This is a genomic window from Shewanella sp. SM73 (genome assembly GCF_025653795.1).
Lineage (GTDB): Bacteria > Pseudomonadota > Gammaproteobacteria > Enterobacterales > Shewanellaceae > Shewanella > Shewanella oncorhynchi.
Genome location: NZ_JAKKRY010000001.1, coordinates 639,682 through 660,666, shown reverse-complemented (window position 1 = coordinate 660,666; position 20,985 = coordinate 639,682). Strand labels below are relative to the sequence as shown.

General features: G+C 43.7%; 20 protein-coding genes and 2 pseudogenes. 15 read left to right on the top strand and 7 right to left on the bottom strand.

All coding sequences use genetic code 11. The features are described 5' to 3' along the window. The first annotated feature begins 1 nt into the window (after window position 1). Both cueR and L5M51_RS02940 read left to right on the top strand, forming a co-directional pair. On the top strand, window positions 2-484 hold the full coding sequence (gene cueR / locus L5M51_RS02945) for a Cu(I)-responsive transcriptional regulator (protein ID WP_049821695.1): 483 nt from the start codon (window positions 2-4) through the stop codon (window positions 482-484). 284 nt (window positions 485-768) lie between these two features. Beyond that, window positions 769-924, top strand: a pseudogene (locus L5M51_RS02940) (IS630 family transposase); the annotation flags it as partial. Here the strand turns inward: L5M51_RS02940 and L5M51_RS02935 are convergent. The 3 genes and pseudogenes from L5M51_RS02935 to L5M51_RS02925 form a co-directional block, all read right to left on the bottom strand. Beyond that, window positions 920-1,261 (bottom strand): annotated as a pseudogene (locus L5M51_RS02935) (transposase); the annotation flags it as partial. The pseudogenes L5M51_RS02940 and L5M51_RS02935 overlap by 5 nt on opposite strands. A 1,070-nt stretch (window positions 1,262-2,331) precedes the next feature. Then, window positions 2,332-3,627, bottom strand: coding sequence for a tyrosine-type recombinase/integrase (locus L5M51_RS02930; protein WP_263171527.1), 1,296 nt, complete (start codon window positions 3,625-3,627; stop codon window positions 2,332-2,334). A 61-nt stretch (window positions 3,628-3,688) separates the two neighbouring features. After that, the gene (locus L5M51_RS02925; RefSeq protein ID WP_081729032.1) at window positions 3,689-3,907 is read right to left on the bottom strand and encodes a hypothetical protein; all 219 of its coding nucleotides are present in this window, start codon (window positions 3,905-3,907) and stop codon (window positions 3,689-3,691) included. Between the two features lie 180 nt (window positions 3,908-4,087). Between L5M51_RS02925 and L5M51_RS02920 the strand changes: the two genes are divergently transcribed. After that, window positions 4,088-5,659: a DUF3369 domain-containing protein gene (locus L5M51_RS02920; RefSeq protein WP_113940482.1), complete on the top strand. Its 1,572-nt coding sequence runs from the start codon at window positions 4,088-4,090 to the stop codon at window positions 5,657-5,659. A gap of 60 nt (window positions 5,660-5,719) precedes the next feature. On the opposite strand, the gene L5M51_RS02915 is transcribed toward L5M51_RS02920, so the two are convergent. Continuing rightward, window positions 5,720-6,205, bottom strand: a complete 486-nt coding sequence (locus L5M51_RS02915) for a hypothetical protein (protein WP_411568997.1) — start codon at window positions 6,203-6,205, stop codon at window positions 5,720-5,722. 224 nt (window positions 6,206-6,429) lie between these two features. Between L5M51_RS02915 and ccoN the strand changes: the two genes are divergently transcribed. The 11 genes from ccoN (at window position 6,430) to ttcA (ending at window position 16,660) form a co-directional block, all read left to right on the top strand. Next, entirely contained in the window at window positions 6,430-7,866 is a 1,437-nt protein-coding gene (gene ccoN / locus L5M51_RS02910; protein ID WP_028759964.1) for a cytochrome-c oxidase, cbb3-type subunit I, read from the top strand. Between the two features lie 13 nt (window positions 7,867-7,879). Further along, window positions 7,880-8,506, top strand: a complete 627-nt coding sequence (gene ccoO / locus L5M51_RS02905; protein WP_028759965.1) for a cytochrome-c oxidase, cbb3-type subunit II — start codon at window positions 7,880-7,882, stop codon at window positions 8,504-8,506. Window positions 8,507-8,517: 11 nt separating this feature from the next. Continuing rightward, complete coding sequence (locus tag L5M51_RS02900) at window positions 8,518-8,694, top strand: CcoQ/FixQ family Cbb3-type cytochrome c oxidase assembly chaperone (RefSeq protein ID WP_028759966.1); 177 nt, start codon at window positions 8,518-8,520, stop codon at window positions 8,692-8,694. Next, window positions 8,694-9,662 (top strand): cytochrome-c oxidase, cbb3-type subunit III, encoded by a 969-nt coding sequence (gene ccoP, locus L5M51_RS02895; RefSeq protein ID WP_028759967.1) that lies wholly within the window; start codon window positions 8,694-8,696, stop codon window positions 9,660-9,662. Before L5M51_RS02900 ends, ccoP begins: the two co-directional genes overlap by 1 nt. Window positions 9,663-9,772: 110 nt before the next feature. After that, window positions 9,773-10,252 (top strand): FixH family protein, encoded by a 480-nt coding sequence (locus L5M51_RS02890; RefSeq protein ID WP_113940485.1) that lies wholly within the window; start codon window positions 9,773-9,775, stop codon window positions 10,250-10,252. A gap of 22 nt (window positions 10,253-10,274) precedes the next feature. Next, complete coding sequence (locus L5M51_RS02885; RefSeq protein ID WP_219252327.1) at window positions 10,275-12,674, top strand: heavy metal translocating P-type ATPase; 2,400 nt, start codon at window positions 10,275-10,277, stop codon at window positions 12,672-12,674. 38 nt (window positions 12,675-12,712) lie between these two features. Then, the gene (gene ccoS, locus L5M51_RS02880) at window positions 12,713-12,961 is read left to right on the top strand and encodes a cbb3-type cytochrome oxidase assembly protein CcoS (RefSeq protein ID WP_173244909.1); all 249 of its coding nucleotides are present in this window, start codon (window positions 12,713-12,715) and stop codon (window positions 12,959-12,961) included. After that, window positions 12,958-13,650 (top strand): sulfite exporter TauE/SafE family protein, encoded by a 693-nt coding sequence (locus L5M51_RS02875; RefSeq protein ID WP_263149184.1) that lies wholly within the window; start codon window positions 12,958-12,960, stop codon window positions 13,648-13,650. Before ccoS ends, L5M51_RS02875 begins: the two co-directional genes overlap by 4 nt. Window positions 13,651-13,705: 55 nt before the next feature. After that, the gene (etrA, locus tag L5M51_RS02870) at window positions 13,706-14,458 is read left to right on the top strand and encodes an electron transport transcriptional regulator EtrA (RefSeq protein ID WP_006081599.1); all 753 of its coding nucleotides are present in this window, start codon (window positions 13,706-13,708) and stop codon (window positions 14,456-14,458) included. Between the two features lie 222 nt (window positions 14,459-14,680). Then, a complete protein-coding gene (gene uspE / locus L5M51_RS02865) occupies window positions 14,681-15,613 on the top strand; it encodes a universal stress protein UspE (RefSeq protein WP_168827704.1) in 933 nt (310 codons plus the stop codon). Window positions 15,614-15,691: 78 nt separating this feature from the next. After that, window positions 15,692-16,660, top strand: a complete 969-nt coding sequence (gene ttcA / locus L5M51_RS02860; RefSeq protein ID WP_263171524.1) for a tRNA 2-thiocytidine(32) synthetase TtcA — start codon at window positions 15,692-15,694, stop codon at window positions 16,658-16,660. A 184-nt stretch (window positions 16,661-16,844) separates the two neighbouring features. Here the strand turns inward: ttcA and L5M51_RS02855 are convergent, their stop codons facing one another. Together L5M51_RS02855 and L5M51_RS02850 are read right to left on the bottom strand one after the other, a co-directional pair. Continuing rightward, a complete protein-coding gene (locus L5M51_RS02855; protein ID WP_263149188.1) occupies window positions 16,845-17,468 on the bottom strand; it encodes a DUF2987 domain-containing protein in 624 nt (207 codons plus the stop codon). Continuing rightward, a complete protein-coding gene (locus L5M51_RS02850; protein WP_028759975.1) occupies window positions 17,461-18,273 on the bottom strand; it encodes a glucosaminidase domain-containing protein in 813 nt (270 codons plus the stop codon). Before L5M51_RS02850 ends, L5M51_RS02855 begins: the two co-directional genes overlap by 8 nt. Window positions 18,274-18,583: 310 nt before the next feature. Between L5M51_RS02850 and L5M51_RS02845 the strand changes: the two genes are divergently transcribed. Continuing rightward, on the top strand, window positions 18,584-19,504 hold the full coding sequence (locus tag L5M51_RS02845; protein ID WP_263143457.1) for a YvcK family protein: 921 nt from the start codon (window positions 18,584-18,586) through the stop codon (window positions 19,502-19,504). Between the two features lie 113 nt (window positions 19,505-19,617). On the opposite strand, the gene L5M51_RS02840 is transcribed toward L5M51_RS02845, so the two are convergent. Then, complete coding sequence (locus L5M51_RS02840; RefSeq protein ID WP_263171522.1) at window positions 19,618-20,811, bottom strand: amino acid aminotransferase; 1,194 nt, start codon at window positions 20,809-20,811, stop codon at window positions 19,618-19,620. Between the last annotated feature and the right edge of the window lie 174 nt (window positions 20,812-20,985).

Sequence of the window (20,985 nt, the reverse complement as noted above, 5' to 3'; positions counted from 1 at the left end):
GATGAATATTGGTCAAGCAGCCAAGTTGTCCGGCATCTCGGCGAAGATGATTCGCTACTACGAACAGATTGGCTTGATACCCAAAGCTAATCGTTCTGATGCTGGCTACCGAAATTACAGCTCGGCAGACGCGCAAAGCTTTCGCTTCATCCGTCGCGCACGCGACCTTGGCTTTTCTGTCGAACAAATCTCGGAACTCTTGCTCTTGTGGTGCAACCGAGATCGCGCGAGCGCCGACGTTAAGGCGTTGGCGCTCTCCCATGCCGACGGACTGAAGGCGAAGATCGTTGAACTACAAGCTATGGTGCAAACGCTCGAGCAGCTAGCCGAAAATTGCCATGGCGATGGCCGCCCGGATTGCCCGATCCTTGCTGATTTGGCTGAGCCAACCGCCGCAGCGAAAGAACGTTCGCAAGTTCCACATAGAACACCTCGATTTGGGAGTGACACACCCGCCTCGTCACGCCATCGTCCGCCACGGTGACTAACTCGTGAGCTTCTTCGATGGCGGCGTTTTCCAAGTTAGTTGCCACTATTGACTTACGCATCGAAGAAGCCCAAAAAGCACAATCATCAAGTTCTGTACAAGAACCAATACTAATCAAAATCAGCTCCAGAGGATGACCTATATGATGAATGTTCAATAAAATTACGCTAAGCACGATACTCATTTTTTGTTTTTCAGCCCAGGTATAAAGCCACCGCCAGCAATATAATTTGCATTAATTATGTGGCCTAATTGATATTCGCTTTTTAATCATAAAAAATATAAATAATCCGAACATCGCAGCCTTAGTAAATCGGAGAAAAGTGCACGCAAACGTAGGCACTATTTAGTGCTTACTCCATTTCAGCGAAGGTCATTCTCGTACCGCTCTCGCAAGTATGCTGGTCAGTAGAATCAGTGTGAATCGATGGATATCAGTGTTATGGGAAACAGGTTAGATTGCTGTTTGATGAAACTAAATTTTACTTCATTTCTCTCGCAAAGAAGGCGCTGGCCTTTTTTTATAATTTATTTCTCCATGCATAATCATTTGTTTTATATGATAAATTACTTCAACTCATTACGTTCAGACTATTCAAAGGTAAGGCCTTGCTGCAAGGCTTCGTGTTTTTCCTTCCAGTTGTAAAGCAGACTAGTGCTAACTCCAAGAGGCTTTGTCGCATCGGCAACACTATAACCTTGCTCCAGCACCATCAAGACGGCTTCATCCTTAAATGCCTGCGGATAACTCTTATGTGATTTGTTCAGACTCATATTGACCTCTTAATTTATTGACCATACTGTCTCAAAGTTAAGTGTCCGATGGGATTAGACCAGAACACGCTATCAGGGGCAGTGTTATGGACATCAATCCCATTTAAAGTCATTCGTATTAATAACTAACCGTAACTGTTCAACATTAAGCTACTCAGAAGTTATGGAGGTTAAGCCGCTTAAGCAGGCGTTATCCATAGAAATTTTAATTCTAAATTCACTAATTCGAGCTAAAAGTCTAACTTGAAAATGTCCAGAAATGAGCTGGGTGGGGTCGAGTTGAGATTGTCCGATTAAGTCTAGCTATTTAATCAACACTGTCAGTTCATATATGAGCTAGTACACATAATGATTTTTGTCCAAAAGTAGGTTAGGGCGCTTCACTCGATATCTATAAAAACTCCTGAAAATGACATATTTATGTCCATGGCGGCTCAAAATCGGCAACATCTTAGTATTTCATTGTGATTTTTTGGACAAGCATAAGCGCGTTGCTAGGTGTTTCTGGCTAGTTTGCGAGTCCAATATACCAAAGCATTCACGTAGCGACGATTAAATTGTTTAAGATACCGTCAGGTGAAACTGGTGATGTGTTCGAGCGACTCCGATGTTGATAAATCACGTCATCAACATTACAACAAATTAATAGGTAAGATTAAGCAGTGGAAATATAGCTACGAACCAATTTCAATTAAGCTTGGTAAACCGATGAATTATTGTAAGTAATCATTCTAATGGAGCGACATGATTTGATTGGGACATTGTTTCATAAAATTCATTTCTAACACGTCATCTATACTTCAAAAGAGTTCGCATAGCTGCGTGTGAGGTGCACTTTGTCAAAAAGCAGCAAACACAAAATTTAATGCGCTCTGGATGAACAGCTTTGCACCATAATAGAGCAAAGCTGTTGGCGGAGTGAATTATAGCCTTGATATATAATAACAAAATTCAGACTCACGAAATGACACAAAACTCATTTGGAATGACAAGCCACAAAAAAGAGCTGCGATGGGAACCGCATAGAGAGTATTTAACATAATATACATTGTGCGCAGCTTTGTATCTAATCACTCTATGCCTTTCAAATGGTCGATTGGTTTGTTGAATGCACTTTCATGACGTTCAATTTGGCTTGTGTGCAAATATTGCGATGTAGTGTCGATACTTTCGTGGCCAGCATCGGCTTGTACATGGGATAACGGTCTGCGGTTGATATTGATATCGTGCGTAATGCCAGTGTGGCGAATATTGTGGGCAGTTAGTTTGCGCATCTGCGCCGCATCTTGTGTAAAGCCATCGATTTCTATACGTTCTGCAGCCAAATTAATTATTTTTTGAATTTCGTCGCGAACATGACGAATGCCTAGATTGGCATTGAGGATACCAACATCTCGGCCGCGTCCAGCAGCTTTGTGCCGTACAAACAAAGGATGATTTTCGTTTGGTCCTGGATAATCCGTTAATCCTAAAAACTGACGATATTTGACTAACGCATCGAGCAAAGCTTTTGAAATCGCAACGCTGCGTCTTTTACCACCTTTACTCAACGGAATATGAAAACTCCAGATGCCCGTTTGCTGATTACGTTTAAACTGGTTCATCACCGGCGAATAACCCGCACGTGCAGACACATCTGAAATGCGTAAATAACAGCAATAAATCAATGTAACGAGGAATAAACTTCTTTGATGTAACTCAGGAAATTCTTCTGCAAGTTCAGTAATGGTCGTCATAATATATGACCACTGTAATTCAGTGAATGCGAGACTATTTTCATCTTCATGACTTTGACACTGATATTGCCTGTTTGCTGCAAATCGACTGTGATTAAGCCAGATTTGAGCAGGATTCCGCTCACAATATTCTTCACTTGTCAGATACGAATAAAACGAAGACAAAATGGCCATTTTTGTTTTTAACGCATTATCGCTTAACACATAAGGCTGGATTTGCCCGAGTTGTTTTTTGCCGACAAATGGTCGCCATTGCGAGTTTGGAACCCGTTCATCATGCAGTTTATCGTACTTAAACTGTGGCACATTAAAATAACCGATCAGTGCTATCGGCGGTGCTTGGCAATAATCAACGTAACGACTCATGTCTTTGCGCGTAACTTGAATGGGAGACATTGAAACCACATCAAAACACCAATGCAGAAACGTAGTGAGTTCACTGCGATAAGCTTTATAGTTGTTTTCGTTATGCTTTTGCTCAAATAGCCAATCACTGGCATGCTCGATGACTAAGCCCGCATCAACTACCTTTTTCATGCTAATTTGGGTGATATATTGGTTAACAATACTATTGCCAACTTGTATGAATTCAAATGAGTCAAATAACGGGATTACTGGAGGAAGTTGCATATTACATCTGAATTATAAGAGTTTCTTGTATGATAATACTTAAACGCAAATGCCGATAATGTTATTTATCGGCATCAAGATATGTCAGATTTTTAGTGCAACTTGAAAATGAACATTGCTGACAAGTAATACGCTTTTTGCAACAGATCAAGCATAGCTGCCACACTTGCTGTTTCGATTGGCTATCTAAGCACGTGAAGTCAGATGCGCAGATGTGTCCATCATGTATTAGCTGTGCCAATTTATGCGCTGAAATTGATAAGTTAATTCGATTAGTCATGCCCTTTCCCTCCCTATCATTGTTTGATAGTAACAGAATACACAAATGAGAATCGTTATCAACAATGTAATTTAAGGATTGCCACTCACCTCGCTATTTTATGCAAGATTTTGCACCGCTTTGAAATGTGTCTACTACACTGATTATGTGATCATTATTTTTACTTGAATGAGGTATCGGATGCTGATTGATCTTGCAAAGAAAAACCCTCTTTTTTCCGGTAAAAAGTCTACCGAGACAACAGAGTCTGGTATTCCTTGGAAGGTATTAGTGGTCGATGATGAACCTGATGTTCATACCGTCACTAAGCTTGCCCTCTCCCGCTTTAAACTTGATGGCCGTGCCCTCACCTTTATTAATGCTTATAGTGCCGAACAAGCAAAAGAATTACTCAATCAAGAACATGACATCGCCATTGCCTTTATTGATGTTGTCATGGAAAGTGACCATGCGGGGTTAGAACTAGTAAAGTGGATCCGTGAAGAATTATTGAATAAAACCACTCGATTGATCTTACGTACAGGCCAGCCAGGGCAAGCACCTGAAGAAGACGTTATCGTCAATTACGATATCAATGATTACAAAGCAAAAGCTGAACTGGATTCCCGTAAACTGATGACTAGCGTCTACTCAGCCCTTCGCTCTTATCGCGATATCATGGAAATCGAGCAAGCAAGGCGCACCCAAATAAATCACCGTAAGGGCTTAGAAAGAGTACTAGAAGCTACCTCAGGATTATTTGAACTGCGCACCCTGCATAAATTCGCCGATGGGCTACTGACTCAAGTGGCCACTCTACTTAATCTCGATTCAGAAACGCTACTGCTGACTTGTAATGCAATTGATGCGATTAGTGGTCATGTTGAACCTGTCAATATAGAAATCCTTGCAGGTACTGGTCAATTTGCTAATAAATCCCACATTACGCAACTACCTGAACATATTGATCGTCTACTGCGCAGTGCGCTCACCCAACAGCGGTGCCTTTATGAAGACAATTGTTTTATCGGTTACTTTCCCACCAAAGGCGGTTTAATCAATCTACTTTATATGGATGGTATTGATAGAATTGATGATCTTGATAAGAAACTCATTGATATTTTTGCCATCAACGTGGGCATAGCCTTTGAAAATTTGCTGCTCAATCAGGAGGTGGAAGATACACAATCAGAGCTTATTTTACGTTTAGGTGATGTTGTTGAAAGCCGCTCGAAAGAAGCTGCCAATCATGTGAAACGTATGGCGGAGTATTGTTCTCAATTAGCATTACTCGCCGGTTTAAGTGAATACGAAGCCGATTTACTGCGCCGTGCCTCACCAATGCATGACATAGGTAAAATTGCGATCCCCGATGCTGTCCTACTTAAACCCGGCAAATTAGATGACGAAGAATGGAAAGTTATGCGTCAACACCCTATGATTGGCCATCAAATTCTTGCAAATTCTGAGCGACCAATACTAAAGGCCGCATCAATTATTGCACTGCAACATCATGAAAAATATGATGGTTCTGGTTATCCTGCAAATCTAAAACAAGACGAAATTCACATTTTCTCGCGGATTGTGGCAATCGCAGATGTGTTTGATGCCCTTTCCCATGCCCGCTGCTATAAAACAGCTTGGCCTTTAGAAGAGGTTTTAGCTGAAATGCGTAAAGGGGCGGCAACACACTTTGATCCTCACTTATTACAGCTCTTTATTGAAAATGTAGATATTTTTGTCAAAGTAAAAGAAAACTGGAAGGATCACTAATCTGTATAGTTGATTGTCTTGATGTTTAGAAATCCATATCAAGCACTTTCAAAGATATATCTAACCATTGTCATCTGCGAGAAAATCAAAAACAGCCGTTTTAGTTTCACCATTAACGCTAAAACTCACAAAGCCACGCCAAACCATGTAGCCACTACTACAAGAACCGTAGACTAACTGACCGATATAAGTCATTTCATCAGTTTGCTTCACATTTACAGGAATAACGCCCATAAACATGTCTCTTCCTTCTAAGCGGATTTGCACATTAGAAATTGGCATGGAAGATAACAACTGTAATGTCAATGGCTTTTCGCTTGGTGCACTCCCTGGTGACAAGCGAAAAGTGAGCTCAACATCCCCAACTTTTTTAACACAATCCCCCTTAGAAAATTGGCAAAGTGAAGGATCAAGACTGCTTTTAAGTGTGACTTGCTTTGCATCTTCCTTACAAGCTGTGAGATTGAAGCTAAATAATGCAGTAAATAAATAGGGACTCAGACGAGTTAGCACAAAGATTAACCTTATGATGCAATATGTTAACATTCTATGGCGTAGGTTGATCTAGATCAACTTTCCACACCCCTTCTTTGGTATCTTTTTTGATATGGCTCAAGTATCATTGCGAAACCTCATATTTGAGCAAAAATATGCAGGGTAACGCATTGACATCACTCAGCAACCTTAATAGGGAGGCTGAGTTTTATGTCATTTATAACAGGTAAAGCTTGTCTTTACTAAAAGTAAAAGTAATAAGCAGTGGAAGCATTATGATGAACCATTCCCAGCCAACAGGCGCTGATTACAATTACGCCATTGTCCGCCAATTTGCCTTAACCACAGTTTTGTGGGGTATTGTTGGTATGTCAGTCGGCGTATTAATTGCGGCTCAGTTAATCTGGCCTCAGCTGAACTTTGACACTCCTTGGTTAACGTATAGTCGCTTGCGACCATTACACACCAATGCGGTGATCTTCGCGTTCGGTACATCAGCCCTTTTTGCAACATCCTATTATGTCGTACAACGCACCTGTCAAACCCGACTATTTGCACCTAAGTTAGCCGCATTTACGTTTTGGGGATGGCAAGCCATCATTCTGTCAGCAGCTATTTCTTTACCAATGGGTTTCACCCAAGGAAAAGAATACGCTGAATTAGAATGGCCTATCGATATCGCAATTACTATCGTTTGGGTGTCCTACGCTATCGTGTTCTTCGGTACTATTATCAAACGAACAACTTCGCATATTTATGTGGCGAACTGGTTCTTTGGTGCCTTTATTATTACCGTTGCCGTACTACACATAGTTAACTCTATGGCAGTACCAGTCAGTCTGTTCAAGTCATACTCTCTGTATAGCGGCGCTGTCGATGCTATGGTGCAGTGGTGGTATGGTCACAACGCTGTAGGTTTCTTATTAACCGCAGGCTTCTTGGGGATGATGTATTACTTCGTACCTAAGCAAGCAGGTCGTCCTGTGTACTCTTACCGTCTTTCTATTGTCCACTTCTGGGCACTGATCGCACTGTATATCTGGGCTGGTCCTCACCACTTACATTACACAGCTTTACCTGACTGGACTCAGTCTTTAGGTATGGTGATGTCACTGATCCTATTCGCACCTTCTTGGGGTGGTATGATTAACGGTATCATGACCTTGTCAGGTGCTTGGCATAAACTGCGTACTGACCCTGTGTTACGTTTCTTAGTTGTTTCTCTGTCTTTCTACGGTATGTCTACCTTCGAAGGCCCTATGATGGCAATTAAGACAGTTAACGCATTATCACACTATACAGATTGGACTATCGGTCACGTTCACTCCGGCGCGCTAGGCTGGGTTGCAATGGTGTCAATCGGTTCTCTGTATCACTTGATTCCTGTATTGTTCGGTCACGGCCGTATGTACAGCATCAAGTTAATTAACGTCCATTTCTGGTTAGCGACTATTGGTACTGTACTTTACATCGTCTCTATGTGGATTTCAGGTGTAATGCAAGGTCTGATGTGGCGCGCAGTGAATGCTGACGGTACTTTGACTTATAGCTTTGTTGAAAGTCTGGAAGCTTCTTATCCTTTCTACTTCGTACGTTTCCTTGGCGGTTGTTTCTTCCTGACCGGTATGCTGATCATGGCATATAACGTGATCCGTACTGTGAAAGCCTCTAAAGATTCATTGCCAGCATTGGCTGAACCAACAGCGGCTTAAAGGAGCAAACTCGATGAAATTTAATCATGAGATAGTTGAAAAAAACATCGGTTTGTTAGCGATTTTTACCGTTATCGCTATCAGCTTCGGTAGTCTCGTTGAAATCACACCGTTGATTTTTCAAAAAGATACGACTGAGCCAGTTGAAGGTTTAAAGCCATACACTGCCCTGCAAATTGAAGGTCGTGACATTTATGTTCGTGAAGGTTGTTATAACTGTCACAGCCAGATGATCCGTCCTTTACGTGCAGAAACTGAACGTTATGGTCACTACTCTGTCGCGGGCGAATCAGTTTGGGATCATCCATTCCAATGGGGTTCTAAGCGTACGGGTCCTGATCTTGCACGTGTTGGCGGTCGTTATAGCGATAAATGGCATGAAGTTCACTTAATCGATCCTCGTGCTGTAGTTCCTCAATCGAATATGCCAGGGTTCCCATGGTTAGCCGAAAACAAGTTAGACGGCAAACTAACGGGTGACAAGATGACTATCCTACGTAACCTGCATAAAGGCGGTTACAAAGGTAATGATCTTTATACCGATGAAGAAATCGCAGGCGCACAGCAAGCTGTTGCAGGTAAGACAGAAATGGACGCCTTGATTGCATATCTTCAGTCTTTGGGTCACGCACTCAAATAAGGAGGCAATATATGGATTACGGCACATTACAAGGCATTTTAACCATCATTGTGATGCTGACCTTCGTCGGTATATTTGCTTGGGCATATAGCTCGCGTCGTCAAAAATCATTTGATGAAGCAGCTAACCTTGTGTTTTCCGATGAGGAAGTCAACAAGGTATCGAAGGACTCAGGAGAGAATAAGTGATGAGTAGCTTCTGGAGTGTTTGGATTACTGTACTCTCGTTAGTCGTGATCGCGGGTTGTTTTCTATTACTGCGTGTGTGTTCTAAGAACACCACTGACGTAAAAGAAGGCGAATCCATGGGTCACAGTTTCGACGGTATTGAAGAACTCAATAACCCACTGCCAAAATGGTGGAGTTATATGTTCTATATCACTATCGTGTTTGGCTTGATCTATTTGGCCTTATTTCCTGGTTTAGGTAACTACAAAGGCCTATTAGGCTGGACCAGTTCTAACCAGAGTATCGGTACAGAGCATGGCATTAAAGCCGATTCTGCTGCAGCGATTGAGCTAGCAGCAAAAGAAGGTCTTTATGTTCAGTATGATCAAGAAGTAAAACACGCTGATGAAAAATATGGCCCAATCTTCGCCGCTTACTTGGCAACACCACTAGAAGAATTAGTGAAAAACCAAGAAGCGTTGAAAGTGGGTGGCCGTTTGTTCCTGCAAAACTGTGCTCAGTGCCATGGTTCTGATGCACGTGGTAGCAAAGGCTTCCCTAATCTTACCGATGGTGACTGGTTATATGGTGGTGAATTAGCCACGATTAAGACCACTATCATGGCAGGTCGTCATGGCATGATGCCACCCAAAGGTGGTTTGCCAATCGAAGATAGCGAGATTGCTGGTTTAGCTGAATACGTTGTTAAATTGTCTGGTCGTGAGCATGACGAGAAACTCGCTGCCCAAGGTCAAGGCTCATTCATGAAAGGTTGTTTTGCGTGTCATGGTATGGACGCTAAAGGCAACAAGTTTATGGGTGCTCCTAACTTAACTGACGATGTTTGGTTATATGGCGGTAGCCGTGGCATGATCGAAGAGACCATTAAACATGGTCGCGCAGGTGTGATGCCAGCGTGGAAAGACGTTCTCGGTGAAGAGAAAGTTCATGTCATTACAGCTTATGTTTATAGCTTGTCAAACAAGTAATTAGGTATAAGTAACACTAAGGCCTCGAAGACTTCGAGGCCTTTTTTTTAAAGTGCTAAAACCGTCTTTTAACGGTAAAATGGCGCAAATTTTTTGAATGGGTATCTGACATGAGCGAACAACAAGCCTGGTATAAGCAGTTCTGGCCTTGGTTTTTAATTATTCTTCCTTTATGTGCCGTCGTCGCAAGTTTTACCACGCTAAAAATTGCCCTTACGAACTCGGACTCTTTAGTCGCCGAGGATTACTACAAAGATGGCAAAGCCATTAATATGGACTTAAGTAAAGTGAAGTATGCCAAACAAATAGGCATGAATTTTTCACTCGATCAAGCCAATAATGAGATTTTACTGACGCAGCAAGGGGGACCTGCATATCAAGCCGCCTTGAAAGTCGAGTTCTATCATCCAACCATTGCCGACAGAGATATGAAACTCACTGCGACGGCCGATGCCAGTAATGTGTATCGCATTACCATCCCTACTACCCTAACCGGCCCTTGGGAAGTTCGCCTCGAAAGTTACGACGGTAAATGGCGAATTCACCAACGCGTTGAATTAAAAGATCACGTCCAACTTTGGCTGAATTGATTGTGGTTAAATAAGTAGCGCTATGACGTATCCAAGTTGTTTTCACTGCCAAGAGCCCGTTCTGACGGGCCAGCAGTTTGTGACTCGCATTAATGACCGTGATGAACTGATGTGTTGCCCTGGCTGTCAGGCAGTTTCTCAAGCGATTGTCGATGCGGGATTACTCAGTTATTACAAGTTCCGCACTGAGCCTGGCAATAAACAGAATGCCCTAGTCCCCGAAGCATTAACGCAATTTAGCGCCTATGACTTGCCCGAAGTGCAGCAAGACTTTGTGCATTCTGAGGACAATGTCGAATCAGTATCACTCTCCATCGATGGTATCACCTGTGCCGCCTGTGCTTGGTTAATTGAACACAAAGTCAAACAACTTGCGGGCGTGAGCCAAGTGCTAGTCAACTCAACCACCCAACGCGCCATGATCAGTTGGGATAAACGCAAGGTAAAACTTAGCGATATTCTCGGACAAATTAGTCGTATTGGCTATCAAGCCGCGCCCTACCAAGTTGACGAACAAGAGCTCAACAATAAACTCAATAGTCGCAAATTTTTACTGCGTTTAGGCTTAGCTGGCTTTGCGACTATGCAAGTTATGATGTTCGCCCTCGCCCTTTATACTGGCTACTTCACCGATTTAGACGTGCAATATCGGGACTATTTCCGCTGGGTTAGCATGATTTTTGCCACGCCTGTGGTGCTTTATTCGGCGCAGCCCTTCTATTTTAGTGCCATTCGTACCCTGCTCAGCGGCAAACTCAATATGGATGTGTCTGTTTCGATTGCCATTGGTGGTGCCTATACCGCAAGCTGTTTTGCCACAGTGAATGGCACAGGCGAAGTGTATTTTGAATCCGTATCCATGTTTACTTTCTTTTTGTTACTTGGGCGTTACTTCGAGCAAAAGGCAAGACAAAAGGCCTCGGTCAGCTCCAGTAATTTACATAAATTGGTGCCGCTCACTGCACACTTAGTCACCGAAAATGGTCAAGAAGAAATTCCGGCCAAAAAGTTACGCCTCAATGATGTGATCCTTGTGAAACCAGGGGAAATGGTTGCGGCCGATGGTGTGGTGATTGAAGGCCACACAAACATCAATGAAGCTATGCTCACAGGTGAGCAAATGCCCATTGAAAAACAGCAAGATCAGCAAGTGTACGCTGGTACTATCAACGTCGACCAACCGATAAAAGTTAAAGTTACCGCATTGGGGCAAGACCAACTCGTGGCTGAAATTATTCGACTGCAGGAGCTGGCATCCAATACAAAACCTGCGATAGCCCTATTAGCCGATAAATTATCCCGCTATTTCTCGGGTACGATTCTAACAATCGCGACGATCACCTATTTGGTTTGGCAACAGATTTCCCCAGAGGATGCCTTTTGGGTAACGCTATCGGTTCTAGTCGCAACTTGTCCTTGTGCCTTAGCGCTAGCGACACCGACCGCCGTCACCTGTGCAACCGCCATTTTTACCCGTCTTGGGATCATTACCCGCAAAGCCGGCGTATTTGAAAAACTGCCGCAGATTAAACATGTGGTCTTTGATAAAACTGGCACCCTTACCTGTGGTACGCTCTCTATCGGGCAAACGCAGTGCATGGCCGATTTAACAAAGACGCAGGCCTTAGCCATTGCCGCAGCGCTGGAAACGGGCTCTCGTCATCCGATTGCGGCTGCATTTGCCCTATTTGCCGATAATACCTTGGTCGCGGAGCAAGTTCACCATGAAGTCGGCTTTGGTGTTCGAGGCCGTATCGAGGGGACTGACTATTTAATTGGTAATGCTGTATTTACTGGCGCACGTATCGATACTCAGGACCCAACCCAAAAGATTTGGTTAGCACGCTCAGCCAATGAGCAGCTTGAAGTGCTTGCCAGCTTTGAAATTCAAGACAATATTCGTCAAGACAGTAAGGCCACGATTGAGATATTAAAGCAACAAGGTTGCCGCATTAGTATCGCCAGCGGCGATAGCTCCGGACATGTGCATCAACTGGCCAAAGAGCTGGGAATTGAAGATGTGCACAGCGGATTAACGCCCGCGGGTAAACTTGCCCTAGTAACGAAATTACAACAGCATACTCGCGTGGCGATGTTTGGCGATGGCATCAATGATGCGCCAGTACTTGCGGGGGCTGATTTGTCGGTCGCCATGGGCAGTGGCAGTGCGATTGCCAAAAACAGTGCCGATTTGATTTTGCTGGGCGATCATCTATCCCGTTTCACCCAAGCTGTCGCGGTCGCTAAACTGACCACGCAAATTATTAAACAAAATTTAGCGTGGGCGTTGGGTTACAACGCCCTTATCTTGCCTTTAGCTGTCACTGGTCATGTGGCACCTTATATTGCCGCGATTGGCATGTCGGCGAGTTCTTTGATTGTGGTCGGTAATAGCCTGAGATTATTACGGGTAAAAGTGTGATCATAATAAAACGTTTAACCAGATACTAAGAGGTCATTATGGAAATTATTTATGTGCTTATCCCCATTGCCATGATCTTCGTCGCCATTGCGGTAATGGTATTTTTCTGGGCAGTGAAATCTGAGCAATTTGACGATCTTGACCGTCAAAGTGTTTCTATATTGTTTGATGAAAATACTGACAAACCAGGCCATCTACCCACCCCTGCCATTCAGTCAACAGCAGAACATGATGACATCGCAGCGCAGCAAGCGATAAAAAATCAGCAAAAAGGCATGCCTTTGTGATTGAGTACAATGTCACCGGTGCCTTTCTCGTCGGCTTGATGGGAGCTGCACATTGTTTTGGTATGTGTGGCGGTTTAGTGGGCGCTTTTTCCGCCCAAATCCCTCATCCTAAAATAGGTAACCAGCTGGCCCATCAGCTTAAATATTTACTGAATTACAATTTAGGCCGTATTTTAAGTTACACCTTAGCAGGCGGCTTAGTGGGTGCATCGTCGGCAGGTCTTGGTCACTTATTTGAACTGGATATTTATCTGATTGTCCTGCGCATGGTTGCTGGACTGATGATGATTGCAACAGGGCTTTACATCGCTAAAATTTGGGTTGGAATAGTGCAAATTGAGCGTGTAGGTCAATGGCTATGGCAATATTTAAAACCGCTAGCGCAGCGCCTTGTTCCAATCAAGAATCCGAGCCAAGCAGTCATGGCAGGATTCATTTGGGGCTGGCTCCCCTGCGGCCTCGTCTATAGCACCTTAACTTGGTCGGTTGCATCTGGCTCTGCCAGCCAAGGCGCCTTAATTATGTTAGCCTTTGGCTTGGGTACTTTACCCGCGCTATTAAGCGCTGGCGTTGCGGCAAAACGCCTTGCTGCATGGGTACAAAAGAAAACCGTTAGACTATTGAGCGGCTTACTGTTAATTGCTTTTGGTGGTCAAACTTTATATATCGCACTCGCGCAGCTAAACTAGCCCAAGTGAGTGAATTGGTTTAACATGGTTGCAGTGGATAAACTTGAGAATCAACATGACAATTGAACAAAATAAGAATCGTCGTCCTGCCGCTAGCGGATGCACAATCCATTGTCACGATTGCAGTATGGGTACCCTTTGTATTCCTTTTACCCTCAATGCAAGTGAGCTAGATCAGCTCGATGATATTATTGAGCGTAAAAAGCCAATCCAGAAAGGCGAGCAAATTTTTAAGTCAGGTGATGCATTGAAATCCCTGTTTGCGATCCGCTCTGGCACCATCAAAAGTTACACTATTACCGAGCAAGGTGATGAGCAGATAACGGGCTTCCATCTTGCGGGTGATGTGATTGGTTTTGATGGTATTCACGCTCAGTTGCACCAGAGTTTTGCACAGGCCCTCGAGACCTCTATGGTCTGTGAAATCCCCTTTAATATCCTCGATGAACTTTCGGGCACTATGCCTAAGTTACGTCAGCAGATCATGCGTCTAATGAGTAATGAGATCATGAGCGATCAAGAAATGATCCTGCTGCTCAGTAAGAAAAATGCCGAAGAACGTCTAGCAGCGTTTATCAGCAATTTAGCAAATCGTTTCGGCAGCCGTGGCTTCTCACCCAAAGAATTCCGCTTAACCATGACCCGCGGTGACATTGGTAATTATCTCGGTTTAACCGTTGAGACCATCAGCCGCTTACTTGGACGCTTCCAAAAGTCAGGCTTGATTGAGGTTAAGGGTAAGTACATCACTATCCTCGACTCGCAAGAGCTGAATCTGTTAGCGGGTAATTCTCGCATCGCGAGATAGTCAATCGCAAGAGCATTAACCGTGAGAGGTCAAGCCTAAATAATTGTCGCCAATAGCATAACAGTTTAATGGTAAAAGCTGTGCTTGCTAGACATGTCATGCAGATTAAGGCATGATTTTTAAGCGAGTTTTAATCAATTTCAAATGAGTTTGATCTAGAACAATACAGCTCACTGCCAAAGGCTCATGATGATATTGAGCCTATGACTAAAGGAACCAAACATGAAGGATTATCAAAAAATACTGGTTGTGGTTGACCCTACCACTGAGAATCAAGTTGCCCTTGCACGAGCGGTCGCCTTGGCCAGTAAATGCAACGCTCAAGTCACTGTGTTTCTTTCTATCTTCGACTTCTCTTACGAAATGACTTCGATTCTGTCGAATCAAGAACGCGAAGCCATGCGTCAAGGTGTCATAGATCAACGGCTCGCTTGGATCCAAGACTTACTCGCCGCTTATACTCATCTGCAACTCAATATCGATACTCAAGTCATTTGGCATAACCGCCCCTTTGAAAGCATTATTAATCATGCTATTTCAGGGCAATACGATTTGATTGTTAAAGGCACCCATGCCCACGACAAACTCAAGGCGGTGATCTTCACTCCAACTGATTGGCATTTGATGCGTAAAGCCCCTGTGCCAGTGTTGATGGTGAAAGCCCATGACTGGCCAGCCACGGGTAAAATCCTCTGTGCTGTGAATGTGGCAACCGAAGATACTGATCATCAAATGCTTAACGGTAAAATTATTGAACATGCAAAAGATTTGGCGAAAAAGTTCTCTGCTGAAGTACATTTAGTTAATGGTTATCCCGGCACGCCAGTTAACTTAGCCATCGAGCTTCCTGACTTTGATGCTCAGTCATACAACGAAACCATTCGCATGCAGCATGAGCAGCGCGTGAGTTATCTTGCTGGCGCTTATGATATTAATCCAAGTCATTGCCATGTAAAAGAAGGTTTACCAGAGGATGTGATCCCTGAGCTTGCTGAAAAACTTGATGCTGAATTGGTGATCCTAGGGACTGTCGGTCGTACCGGATTTTCAGCAGCATTGATAGGCAATACAGCTGAACATGTTATCGATAGCATCAACTGCGATTTATTGGCTATAAAGCCCGACGGTTATAAATCACCGTTAGAAGAAGCCTAAGCAATACGCGGCTCTTTACCCCGCCAAAGATAGCTGGAATAATACGCGCCCTGAAACTGTGTTACTGGGCGCTTTTTTATGCTTGAAGCTATATCTGAAGTTACGGTAAATCCTATGCCGGAAGAATTATCAAAAAAACAAACTACCCGTCTGAATAAATTACAGAAGCGGCTTCGTCGTGAAGTGGGTAGCGTGATTGCCGATTACAATATGATTGAAGATGGCGATAAGATCATGTGCTGCCTCAGTGGCGGTAAAGACAGCTACGCCATGCTCGATATTTTGATGAATCTGCAGCAACGCGCGCCCATTCAGTTTGAAATCATTGCGGTTAATTTAGATCAGAAGCAACCGGGCTTCCCTGAACATGTATTGCCTGCCTATCTCGATAAGCTCAATGTGCCTTATCACATCCTCGAGAAAGATACTTACTCGATAGTGAAAGACAAAATCCCTGAAGGTAAAACCACCTGCTCCTTGTGCTCTCGCCTGCGCCGCGGCACGCTTTATGGCTTTGCTCAGCGTATCGGCGCCACTAAAATCGCCCTAGGCCATCACAGGGATGACATTATCGAGACCTTGTTCTTAAATATGTTCTTTGGCGGTAAGATGAAAGCAATGCCGCCAAAGCTGCTGTCGGATGATGGCGCTAATATCGTCATACGTCCCCTAGCCTATTGTCGCGAGAAAGATCTCGAAGAATATGCCAGCTTAAAAGAATTTCCAATCATTCCATGCAACTTGTGTGGCTCACAGGAAAACTTAAAGCGCGCCGCAATCAAAGACATGCTAAATCAATGGGATAAACAATACCCAGGACGCATTGAAACAATATTCACCGCCATGCAAAACACCGCACCATCACAGGGTGTTGACCGTGAGCAATTCGACTTTGTGTCTCTAACACGTGACTCTGATGCGCCTATGCGTGGTGATGTTGCTGAAGCCAATCTACCTGCATTCGATTTTCTTGATATAGCCAATAGCGGTCGTATCGATTTGGATGCAGCAAAACGCATTGATATTGTTAACACTTACGAAGTCTAACTTAGACTGAATTTAGCGCCTAATCAGTAAGAGAAGTTAACGCAACGAAAGTAAGCAAGATAAATTAGCACAACAAAATGCCCACTTAATGTGGGCATTTTTATGGTTACAGAATAAGTTTATCTTTGAGCCAGCGCTTGTGAATCGCTTATCTCAAGACGCCTATTCAAAAAATACAAAATGATTACTTCACCCAAGGACTCAAGACTAATGGCTGGGCACTGAAGCTTAGCGTGGTGATGCTTTCAAGCTCATTAGCGGCTAATTTATAACTGCCTTTTATCGCTTCTTCTCGACCATTAAGGCGCACATAGACTTCTTGTTCAGGTGAGAATTCAAAGTTTAAGCCAGTAATGGATTCCCTAAAATAACGCATCGGGAAGCCTTGCATAGCACCGAGCAGCGTGTCCATCTCAGTCATGATTTGTTGTAAGCGCGTTTTATCGTACTCGGCTAATGTCTGTTTTGCTCTAACTTGCATTGCAATACCACATCCCTCAGCGCTGCCAGCGAAATTCAGATTAACCAAGGCTCGCTGATCTTTTAAATCATCATCTAAGGGAATGAATAACCGCTGTGCATCAGTATACGTCAGTGGCGTTGAGGTTTTTTCACTGGAAATAGAACCACTTTGGATCAAACAATTCTTTTGCATTGGAACACTAAAAGCCACTTCCACGAGTTGATAACCGCCTTTATTGACTTGTTTTAACCTATCATAAAAGCCTTTATATTCAAGGGATACAGTTTCTGCGGCGGCGCTAGTTGCCAACAAAAACAGGCTACTAAACAACAGTTTTTTATACATCGACATTCACCAAATATTTTTCATTATGACGTAACATATCAAGCAGCTCATCAATATAAGCTTCTTGTCTTTCAGAATAATTCACTAAACCGTAAATCAATTGATCCGCTGTTGGCTCTAGCTCCTGTGAACGTAAATCAGCTCGAATAGAGCGAAATAACGCATAGGCAGTATTAGAATTTAAATTACGCATATAGGATGAAACCGATTCATCGACCGATGAAAACACTTTCACCTCATGACTTTTACCCGAACCACGTGAGGACGGCACTATGCCGCAGCCAGAAGTAAAACACCATTCACCAAAAAAGTTAAAACCTTCTCTGGCAAAACGTGAACTCCCCCAACCCGATTCATTCGCGGCTTGAATTAACACCATAGATTCCGGCACGATATCGACACGTTTAAGTAAGCTTGCTAATGACTTAGCATCTACGTTACGCGCCGCATATTGGTATTTATCAAATAACGCATTGATCTGCGCTAATTCAGTATCAGATAAACTCTTACCATTATCGACTAAGGCAAGCATCTCATTGATAAAGCCACGCTCCATCAAGATAATGGCATTCTGTTGCTGAACAATCGGCCGCAGGAAATCAAAAAAAGCTTTCTTCTTTTCGGTAATGTCGCTGATCGCTGAAAAGTCAGGGACTTGCGTAACAGGATCGACATCGCTGACGAATTGGGGCGCAATAGCGGATGAGTCATTCGAGTGAGGAATGATCCAAACTCGTAATGCAAAAATCGCCACTATGACCATGGCTAATGCCAATGTAAACGAACCGATTCTACCCGTTTTCAATCATTCACCTTAGGTGTAACGCCCTTATTGGGCAAATAAAGGCCGGATTATAAGCTATTTGTCAGATTTCACGAAATTTGCCCATCATCATGTTCACGAACTCAGGTACAATATTACGCCTGAGGCACCATTATCGAGTCGAGCTTGCTATTACGCCGTCGTTTATAGATGCAAGCATTTGACTGAGTATTTATACTAAGGTTCCTTAGCGTTATCACCATTGCACAACGGTTCATGAGTCATCCCGCTTATAGCGACAATGGATGGCTATGACATTAAATTTTCGGGTATTCAGGAAGGAAAAACCCAGATGCAGCATTTGATGTTAAATCAATTTGAACGTGTCGTCGCCATCGGCGGAGGCCATGGTTTAGGCCGAGTATTATCCTCGCTCGATTTTTTAGGCAACCGCCTTACAGGGATTGTCGCCACCACTGATAATGGTGGTTCTACTGGTCGACTGAGAGCCGAGCAAGACTGTATTGCTTGGGGAGATTTACGTAACTGCTTATCCCATTTAGCTAATCGTCCTTCCGTTGGCTCGCAATTGTTCGAATATCGTTTCCAAGGTGCCACTGAACTCAGTGGCCATAATTTAGGTAATTTAATTTTACTGGCTCTTGATCAACTCTGCGTTCGTCCATTAGAAGCGGTTAATCTCATCCGTAACTTACTTAAGATAGAAACCCAACTTATTCCCATGTCAGAGCAGCCCACTCACTTAGTGGCCCTGCAAGCCTGTGGCAGTAAAGTCTTTGGGGAGATCAATGTCGACAGTATGGATGAAGCGCCTATCGCGCTCTGCCTTGAGCCACAGGTCGATGCCACCTTTGAAGCCTGTGAGGCCGTGAGGCACGCAGATTTAGTTATCCTAGGCCCTGGGAGTTTCTTAACCAGTATCATGCCGCCGCTGCTGTTACCTAAGTTCGCGAAAAGCCTCGCCGCTACTAAAGCACAGGTGATCTTTATCGATAACCTTGCCGAAGAGGCCTCACCCGCAGGTCGGTTTAGCATTGAGCAACGTATCGCTTGGTGTCACCAAGTGATTGGCAAACCCATTATTCACAAAGTACTTCGCCACGGTGAACAAACGCGTTTAGGGCCACTGATCAACTATTTTCCGTTGAAGAACCGCCATAATCCCAATCTACATGATCAAGCTAATTTATTAGATGCATTAAGCGCCCTGCTGCGGATCAATGATCTCACTCAACAACCGCTTGCCTGCTAGCTCTGACCTGTTAATCATTCAATCGAAATAATAAAGGACAGCAAATGCTGTCCTTTATATTGTAAAGCTAAAAGGAATGTCCCTTTAGTCTGTCTATAGGGCTGCTATAACCATTACAACACTTGTGCTATGGCTTTACAGATAACAGGCATATTCGTCTTAGTCATGCCTGCAACGCTAATGCGTCCAGAGCCGACAATATAGACACCAAACTCGTCTTTCAAACGTGCCACTTGGGCTTTGTTTAAACCTGAGAAACTGAACATGCCATTTTGGCGAGAAATAAAACTGAAGTCCTGAGTCACGCCTTCAGCCTTTAAGCTATCAACAAACAGAGTACGCATTTCGGCGATACGTTCACGCATCTCTTTGACTTCCTGCACCCACATGGCTTTCAGAGCTGCATCATTTAATATCGTGCTGACGATCAGTGCGCCGTGGGCTGGCGGATTAGAATAGTTGGCACGTATGGTACGTTTCACTTGGCTAAAAGCACGTACGGCAGCATCAGCATCTTCAGCCACCACAGTTACGGCGCCAATACGCTCGTTGTATAGACCAAAGTTTTTAGAGAAAGAGTTAGCGACCAGTAACTCAGACACTTTAGACGCGACTAAACGCAGACCTGCCGCATCTTCTTCAATGCCAGCACCAAAACCTTGATAAGCAAAGTCAAACAGTGGCACGAGTTTCTTATCAGCACACAATTGAGCAACAAGTTCCCATTGCGCCAACGTTAAATCGATACCCGTTGGGTTATGGCAGCAACCGTGTAGCAGCACGACATCACCCGCATTCGCGTTAGATAAATCAGTCATCATGGTATCGAAATCGATGTCATGGGCTTCTGCTTTGTAATAACCGTACTCTTTAACCGTTAGGCCTGCCGTTTCAAAAATATTCTGATGGTTGGCCCATGTTGGATTACTCACCCAAATCGTGTGCGAATCGGTATTACGCAGTAAAAACTCAGCAGCAATACGCAGTGCTCCTGTACCACCAGGAGCTTGCGCTGTGGCAGCACGGCCAGAAGAAATTAATGCACTGCCTTCGCCGAACAACAAGGTTTGTACTACACGGTTATAAGCTTGAACGCCTTCAATGCCTAAGTAGTTTTTGGTCTTCTCTTGCTCAAGTAAAATGGCCTCGGCTTTTTTCACTGAAGGCAGAACGGGAGTCTGTCCTGCCTCATCCTTATAAATGCCAACACCAAGATTAACTTTATCCTGACGCGGATCAGCTTTAAAGGTATCGGTTAAACCAAGAATTGGATCAGCGGGTGCGAGTAATACTTGAGAGAAAATCATGACTACGTATCCTAATATGCGCGTGTAGGGGAAATTTCGGCTTATTTATACCACTGTCTTTAAGGGGGTAATAGCGACTTAAGTCCCTTCTTAGGGAAATTATTACACTATTGTCGATTCAACAATAAAAAGTACATTTTATTACGCAATTATTAGCCAAATAGTGACATTACT

Coding starts and splice junctions, on each gene's coding strand:
- L5M51_RS02845 (WP_263143457.1), top strand. CDS start 18,584: ATGCAGCATTTGATGTTAAATCAATTTGAACGTGTCGTCGCCATCGGC.
- L5M51_RS02925 (WP_081729032.1), bottom strand. CDS start 3,907: ATGACTAATCGAATTAACTTATCAATTTCAGCGCATAAATTGGCACAG.
- ccoP (WP_028759967.1), top strand. CDS start 8,694: ATGAGTAGCTTCTGGAGTGTTTGGATTACTGTACTCTCGTTAGTCGTG.
- L5M51_RS02915 (WP_411568997.1), bottom strand. CDS start 6,205: ATGTTAACATATTGCATCATAAGGTTAATCTTTGTGCTAACTCGTCTG.
- uspE (WP_168827704.1), top strand. CDS start 14,681: ATGAAGGATTATCAAAAAATACTGGTTGTGGTTGACCCTACCACTGAG.
- L5M51_RS02930 (WP_263171527.1), bottom strand. CDS start 3,627: ATGCAACTTCCTCCAGTAATCCCGTTATTTGACTCATTTGAATTCATA.
- L5M51_RS02890 (WP_113940485.1), top strand. CDS start 9,773: ATGAGCGAACAACAAGCCTGGTATAAGCAGTTCTGGCCTTGGTTTTTA.
- L5M51_RS02885 (WP_219252327.1), top strand. CDS start 10,275: ATGACGTATCCAAGTTGTTTTCACTGCCAAGAGCCCGTTCTGACGGGC.
- cueR (WP_049821695.1), top strand. CDS start 2: ATGAATATTGGTCAAGCAGCCAAGTTGTCCGGCATCTCGGCGAAGATG.
- L5M51_RS02900 (WP_028759966.1), top strand. CDS start 8,518: ATGGATTACGGCACATTACAAGGCATTTTAACCATCATTGTGATGCTG.
- ccoO (WP_028759965.1), top strand. CDS start 7,880: ATGAAATTTAATCATGAGATAGTTGAAAAAAACATCGGTTTGTTAGCG.
- ttcA (WP_263171524.1), top strand. CDS start 15,692: ATGCTTGAAGCTATATCTGAAGTTACGGTAAATCCTATGCCGGAAGAA.
- L5M51_RS02840 (WP_263171522.1), bottom strand. CDS start 20,811: ATGATTTTCTCTCAAGTATTACTCGCACCCGCTGATCCAATTCTTGGT.
- ccoS (WP_173244909.1), top strand. CDS start 12,713: ATGGAAATTATTTATGTGCTTATCCCCATTGCCATGATCTTCGTCGCC.
- L5M51_RS02920 (WP_113940482.1), top strand. CDS start 4,088: ATGCTGATTGATCTTGCAAAGAAAAACCCTCTTTTTTCCGGTAAAAAG.
- L5M51_RS02855 (WP_263149188.1), bottom strand. CDS start 17,468: ATGTATAAAAAACTGTTGTTTAGTAGCCTGTTTTTGTTGGCAACTAGC.
- etrA (WP_006081599.1), top strand. CDS start 13,706: ATGACAATTGAACAAAATAAGAATCGTCGTCCTGCCGCTAGCGGATGC.
- ccoN (WP_028759964.1), top strand. CDS start 6,430: ATGATGAACCATTCCCAGCCAACAGGCGCTGATTACAATTACGCCATT.